Annotated in this window: 7 protein-coding genes; 1 reads left to right on the top strand and 6 read right to left on the bottom strand. The window is 30.3% G+C overall.

What is annotated here, in order from left to right:
* Positions 1-348, top strand: a 348-nt coding sequence (locus JF259_RS14335; RefSeq protein ID WP_199116229.1) for a transposase, incomplete at its 5' end; no start/stop codon positions are given.
* Between the two features lie 434 nt (positions 349-782).
* On the opposite strand, the gene JF259_RS14330 is transcribed toward JF259_RS14335, so the two are convergent.
* The 6 genes from JF259_RS14330 to JF259_RS14305 all read right to left on the bottom strand — a co-directional run bounded on the left by JF259_RS14330 (position 783) and on the right by JF259_RS14305 (position 6,182).
* Positions 783-1,010 (bottom strand): multiubiquitin domain-containing protein, encoded by a 228-nt coding sequence (locus JF259_RS14330; protein ID WP_199116224.1) that lies wholly within the window; start codon positions 1,008-1,010, stop codon positions 783-785.
* Between the two features lie 248 nt (positions 1,011-1,258).
* Positions 1,259-2,269: a type II TA system antitoxin MqsA family protein gene (locus JF259_RS14325; RefSeq protein ID WP_199116223.1), complete on the bottom strand. Its 1,011-nt coding sequence runs from the start codon at positions 2,267-2,269 to the stop codon at positions 1,259-1,261.
* 4 nt (positions 2,270-2,273) lie between these two features.
* Positions 2,274-2,624 carry a type II toxin-antitoxin system MqsR family toxin gene (locus JF259_RS14320; RefSeq protein WP_031444230.1) on the bottom strand — a complete coding sequence of 117 codons (351 nt, stop codon included), beginning with the start codon at positions 2,622-2,624 and terminating at the stop codon, positions 2,274-2,276.
* Between the two features lie 399 nt (positions 2,625-3,023).
* On the bottom strand, positions 3,024-4,067 hold the full coding sequence (locus tag JF259_RS14315) for a zinc-binding metallopeptidase family protein (RefSeq protein ID WP_199116222.1): 1,044 nt from the start codon (positions 4,065-4,067) through the stop codon (positions 3,024-3,026).
* A 111-nt stretch (positions 4,068-4,178) separates the two neighbouring features.
* Entirely contained in the window at positions 4,179-5,021 is an 843-nt protein-coding gene (locus JF259_RS17770; RefSeq protein WP_199116221.1) for a transglutaminase family protein, read from the bottom strand.
* A 207-nt stretch (positions 5,022-5,228) separates the two neighbouring features.
* Entirely contained in the window at positions 5,229-6,182 is a 954-nt protein-coding gene (locus tag JF259_RS14305; RefSeq protein ID WP_199116220.1) for an alpha-E domain-containing protein, read from the bottom strand.

Raw genomic sequence — 6,182 nt, 5'->3', positions numbered from 1 at the left:
ATTATTGTCTCGTTTAACAAACCTGAAAATGCCAAACAAGATTACAAACAGCGTTGGCAGATAGAAATGTGCTTTAAGGCCATGAAATCCAGCGGATTTGATATTGAAAAAACACACTTGAAGGATATTCAAAGATTAGAAAAACTTGTGCTGCTGGTCATGATTGCTTTTGTTTGGTGTTACAAAGTAGGTATATACCTGCATAAAATATGTCCAATACAAATTAAGAAACATCGGAGAAAAGCCAAAAGTATTTTTAAATATGGACTCTCGTTTATTGCAAATGCCTTATTAAATTCTGAAAATCAATATGATACTAACTTATTTCAATTTTTGTCATGTACTTAGAGTTTTAAGATTTAAAAGAATACTCAAACTTGGGTCATTAAACTTTATCATTTTGCTTTTCGTATAATTTTAATATTCTGTACAAAATTGTTCAAGTTTTTTTAAATACGCGATTCTCATTGTTATCACAATTCATTTTACACACAATTATCCATCGCTTGCCAACTCCATGTAAAAGCTTCACTTTTTGCACTGTTTTAAAATTCTCGTTTTTGATAAAATGTACGTCAAAAAAATTTTATGCGATTCTCGTCAAGTTGCCACAAGAGCATAAATTTTTAAGAAAATAAAATTCTATGCACTTGTTATATTTAGAATTTCAATTTATCCTTTTTTTTATGCTTCATTATCTTTTTTTCTTGATAAAAAAAGAAACAAGAAAATCAAGACTGTATAAAACTTTGGAAACAATTAACGGTTCATTACGCTATATTTTAGGAAACATTCATAGAACCTTGTGGTTTATGATTATTACCTCTTGTGTAAGTTACCGTATAACAAGTTCTGTTATTTTCTTGATAACTTCCAAAAGCTAAGATTACTACTTCTTTGAATGAAATTTCTTTTTTATTCCATTCTTTTTCTCTACCATTAACAACTATAACATAAACTTTGTTATGTCCGTTTCCATGGTCTTTACTACTATCATTTTTATGTTCCATTTTTTTCTTTTTTTAATGGATTTCATAGTTCTCAAGTCTTTAAAACAGTTTGAGAATAATACTGTTCAGACAAAAATGTTATATCAATAGTTGTACAAGTCTTTAAAAAGAAGTAATATTGTATAACAAAACACGGGAAACTATAAAGGTGATAAGCCTTATTATTGTAAAGTCGTCGAAAACTTTTTATCCCATTTACATAATCCAATTTATTGTTGTCGCAATAGATTGGATTTTTTTATTTCTTATCAGCTAATATTTTTAATGTTAAACGCATATTTATAATCTATTAAACTCTTACCATTGTGGAAATTATTAATCCAAGCATCTTCAGTATGACTTATTTCAACAATATCAGGAGTAATATCTTTAAAAGTATTATTCACTTTGTTTAGTATTTCTAATTCAATTTCAGAAAACAAGCTTGAATTAAAAGTACGGTCTTTAAATGAAACAAATTGTTTACTAAATCCCCATTGTCTTTCCTCTTCAATAATATTAACATCTCCCTCTCTATTCATAAAATCAAAAATACTATCATAATTATTAGGAACAGGTCCTCGATCTATAGCACGATATCTTGTGCCACTCATCGAAACAGCTTCATACTTATAATGTAGAAAATCACTATAAAACAAAAGCTTATTTAATTTAGTAATATATGGTTCCATATTTTGTGCAAAAAACACAACCATTTCTGTCAATTTTTCTATACTTGGTTTTATATAGCCACTAAAATTATCAGGGAGTTTTTCTCCAAGAAGATAATCTTCAAATCTAAAAAAGAATTGTTGTTTCCGTTTTTTAGTAATTAAGTTATCAATTTTGGCTAGCAATTCTTCTTTCTCCTTAGAATCAACATCAAAAACACTGCTAATTTCAACTAAGGATTTAAATTTTTCTGGGTCATTTGCCAATTGAATCAAATTCGCATTTGATTGACTTGGTACTTCTCCGTTTTCATAATTTCTGTAACCATTAACACCAAAACCTAATATTTCAGACATTTTGACTGCGGATAATCCATATTTACTTCTTATTTCCTTTATTTCCTCTGGAAAGGGTAAATTATACTTGTCACGATACTGATTATAAACTTGTTTCATTTTAATCGTATCAAATTGAGTAGTCGTAAAATACTCGTTACTATCTTCACAATAAAAACTTGGATAATCTACCGAGAAAGAATCCTTTCTAAATGTAATTACCATGTTTCTAACTTGAATAGACATTTCTTTTCCTGTAATTGGACTTTTCATAAAATTAGTTAAACTGGTGATATTTCATTGGAAATTCAGCTATATGAAAAGAAATACAAATAACACCTGTGTTTTCCCTTCCAAGTGATATTTTAATATATATTTCTTCGCCTTTTAGTCTCCTACCAAAGACCCACATCTCACTACCAATAAATTGGCTTTCTTCGAGTGGACCTTCGCAGTAATCTTCAAGTTCTAATTTTTCTAGAACTTTTTTTCTTTCGACTGGCATCAACTCCAAATCAGCAAGCGTTTGAGTGTTCTTTTCTCTGCCATCAAGAAAAATAACCTCCCAAATTTTCATTTTCTCCTTGAATTCTCGAAGAAAGTCTTTTACTTGTTGTTTTGTTACCATGATATAATTTCACAATACAAATATACAAAAAATATTTTAATTCAACTTTAAAGTGCATTATATAATTATTAACACACTTATTAATAACTTTATAGTTGTTTTTGCGCTTTTAGGTATAACACTCATTCCACACACATTATGCTTCCCTCCTACGTCGTCACATAAAAAGTGTTCCATTAACATTGCAGAAGAAACTTTTTAGAATAAATTTTTTTAAAGAAACTGTAGTAACAATTTTCGCTTTTACCAAAGCAAAGTAACATAATGCTGACCATTATAATTCAAAAAATAACATTATAATCAGTCATTATATAAAGTGTCTATATAACATTAAAGCCTTAGTTTTATTGTAATCTCGTGCAATGATCCATAATTTGATTTAGCACACAAACAATCAAATTATCGTTTTGATAATAATAATTGATGAATAAACTTCAATTTATCAACGACAACAGGTGTAATTACAAATGGATACACATCGGGAACGCCCATAGCTCTATTAATGCTATTTACAGCAAATGATAAAGGTTTACAGGTTTTAATAATAACATCAAAATCTTCAATAGTATAAGGATCGAACGAAGCTTTGGCTTTTAAGTCGTTACTCTTTTTAATAGGCTTAACGGTCATTCTAAAAAAGTAAGCTGTTTCTACCATATCCATAATATGAAGGTAATGTGCCCAAGTTTCTGCCCAATCTTCCCAAGCATGCGAGGTGGCATATTTACTTATAAATGATGCTTCCCATTTACTTGGTGCGCCAACTTTATAATAGAGTTGTAATGCTTCGCCATAGTTAACACGTTCATCACCAAAAATAGTTCTAAATTCTTCTAATGTTTCTGGATTAGTATAGATTAATCGATCCCAAAAATAATGGCCTACTTCATGTCTTAAATGTCCAATTAAGGTACGGTATGGTTCCAGAAATTGCTTACGCATTTGTTCTCTTAAAACAGAATCTGCTTCTCGTAATAAAATAGTAATCACACCATTTGCATGACCTGTCATTAAATTAGGATTATTTTGTTGTGCTACAAAATCGAAACACAAACCATTGATATCACGTAATTTACTAGGTATTGCTAAACCAATTTTTTGAAGCTGATAGACTAATCTATGCTTTGCTACTTCTAAATTTTTCCATTTTTCAAAATTATCTAGATCAGCAAGATTTGGAATCATTCTATTCAATTGGCAAGCATTACAATAATCTTCTAAACTATCTTTTTTTATTACCCAATTACAAGCATCGTACTCTTTGTTTTTACAGTATTTATATTCGACTTGATCCTTATCGGAAATCAAAGAAGTATTACTTGGATTAAACGACAACATCTTGCGATCTTTGTCTTTGTAACCTGTTAAATGCCCACAATTCTCACAAGTATAGTTTTCAAAGAATACGGCGTAATTACAGTTACCACATCTAAATATTTTCATTTTAAGTTCCCGTCTTTCGACTACGCTTAAGATAAACTTTAGCGTTAATCTTTTAAGTTGATTTTATTTTTTAAAAAGCTAGTAAATGTATGCTATTTGAATTAAACACAATTACATTTTTTCTATGGAAAGTTGTGTTGTTAATTTTGATTTTGCACTACCTCGAATAACCCCAGAAACAGGCATTGTGCTTTCAGGAATTGCGCTTACAGCAAGAGGGAAATGCGTGTTACCTGTTAACACTCCATAACTAGGATCTAACCCCAACCAACCTGCTCCTGGTAAAAAAACATCTACCCAAGCATGTAATTCATAGTGTGGCTCATCCATTTCGAAATAGTAATAACCACTTACAAAGCGTGCCGCAATACTTTGTTTTCTCAAAAGATTAATTTGCATCCATGCTAAATCACGACACGATCCTTTTTTATGCTTAAATGTTCTATTGGGTGCAAAAGGAGCTCCAACTTCACGGTGAACAATTGAAAAATCAGCATGAATTTGTTTGGTGAGCGCTGTTAAGTAAGAAACCGTATTAAAATTAGCTTCTTTTAATATTGAATTTCCATAATCTAATAAATCTTCTGAAATGGCTTTTTTTAATAATGAACCATACAATAGTTTACGCTGCCTTTCAAAATATTCAAAAGGCATTTCATTAAAACGTAGAGGATTCAAAATGAAATCAAACGGATTAAAAGGTTTAATTTTCAAAATGCTTTCGGCTTTAATGGTAAGTTTCTCGGTCATGCCATCAAACCAGTAAAAATCTACTGCATTATTTTCTTCATCTCGAATACGCTTGTGACCTAATGGTTTTGATTTCAAAGACATTGAAAAACTTTCAACAGTAATACAAGGTGTTTGTCTTGGGTGAAATCTTAAATAATGAGGTTCTAGAAATACTTCAGAATCAAATACATATTCCGTGAGATGAATAATTTTAAATTTCACACGTTTAAATTTTAGTAATTAATTGATTTTATTGTAATTATAAAAATAAGAACGTGTGCAACCACTCCCTACACTCGTTCTCTCATTAAAAATTTTAAACATTTCCTTTTGTGAAGTAATTTTTAAAATTTCTTAATGCTCGTTTCATTGGTTATTGCTATTCTGTTTTTCTATTGTTTTCTTACTTAAGTCTTTTTTACATCTGAGCTAATGCGTTACCTCTATTGCAAAAAATGCTTCATAAATAGCTGTTGAAATACCATTCAGTTTCAGCTGAATATCATCTAAATATTCATGGATGCCTTGAATTATAATATCATCAATATCAACATATTCCAATTGTGCTTTTAAAGCTCCCAATTGCTTTTGTGCCGAATTACTGAATCCAGAAGAACTGCCAGATAACGTAATAATGGATTGTTCTGCGCGTATTAAACAATTTAAAATAGACCTAGGAAACTCTCTATCTAAAATCAAGAATTCTGCAATACTAGATGATGTTAGTTTCCCGTGTTTTTTGCGATACATATCATAAGCGCTTACCGATTTAAGGAGTGCTGCCCATTGTATTAAATCTAATGTAGAACCTACTTTATTTGGTGAACTTAATAAAAAATAGTACTTCACATCTAAAACTCGTGATGTTTTATCGGCACGTTCTATAAACTGTCCTAATTTAGCAAAATTCCAGCCTTCAGTTCGTGAAATAGTCGCATCATACATACCGTACAACAACTGGCAGCCGTTTTTAATCTCAGTAAAAAACTGTCTCAAATCGGCATCGTTACGTTTTTTCTTTTCTGAACCAGCTTTCACTAAATAATAAAGTGCATTAATTTGTTCCCAAACCTCTTTTGTAATTTCGGTTCTTACAGAACGGGCATTTTCGCGTGCATTTACAATACAATTATATATTGAATTAGGGTTCTGTTCTTCAAAAGCCATAAAATAAATTATTTTATTCTTTTCAGCTTTGGTGTGAAGTGATTCATACAATGGCCAATCGCCTGTAATTACTACAAGTGGTTTCCATTGTTCTTCCTCGTTTGGAGGTAACTCTAATGATAAATTAAAATTTACATCCATAAAACGCGCATAATTTTCGGCACGTTCTAAATATCTATTCATCCAATATATGGTGTTTGCTACCCTACCTAACAT

The organism is Snuella sedimenti (genome assembly GCF_016428595.1).
Taxonomy (GTDB): domain Bacteria; phylum Bacteroidota; class Bacteroidia; order Flavobacteriales; family Flavobacteriaceae; genus Snuella; species Snuella sedimenti.
This window is presented reverse-complemented; position numbering and strand designations above follow the sequence as displayed.

Excerpts from the sequence above, each read along its gene's own strand:
- JF259_RS14330 (WP_199116224.1), bottom strand. The coding sequence starts at position 1,010 with ATGGAACATAAAAATGATAGTAGTAAAGACCATGGAAACGGACATAAC.
- JF259_RS14325 (WP_199116223.1), bottom strand. The coding sequence starts at position 2,269 with ATGAAAAGTCCAATTACAGGAAAAGAAATGTCTATTCAAGTTAGAAAC.
- JF259_RS14320 (WP_031444230.1), bottom strand. The coding sequence starts at position 2,624 with ATGGTAACAAAACAACAAGTAAAAGACTTTCTTCGAGAATTCAAGGAG.
- JF259_RS14315 (WP_199116222.1), bottom strand. The coding sequence starts at position 4,067 with ATGAAAATATTTAGATGTGGTAACTGTAATTACGCCGTATTCTTTGAA.
- JF259_RS14305 (WP_199116220.1), bottom strand. The coding sequence starts at position 6,182 with ATGTTAGGTAGGGTAGCAAACACCATATATTGGATGAATAGATATTTA.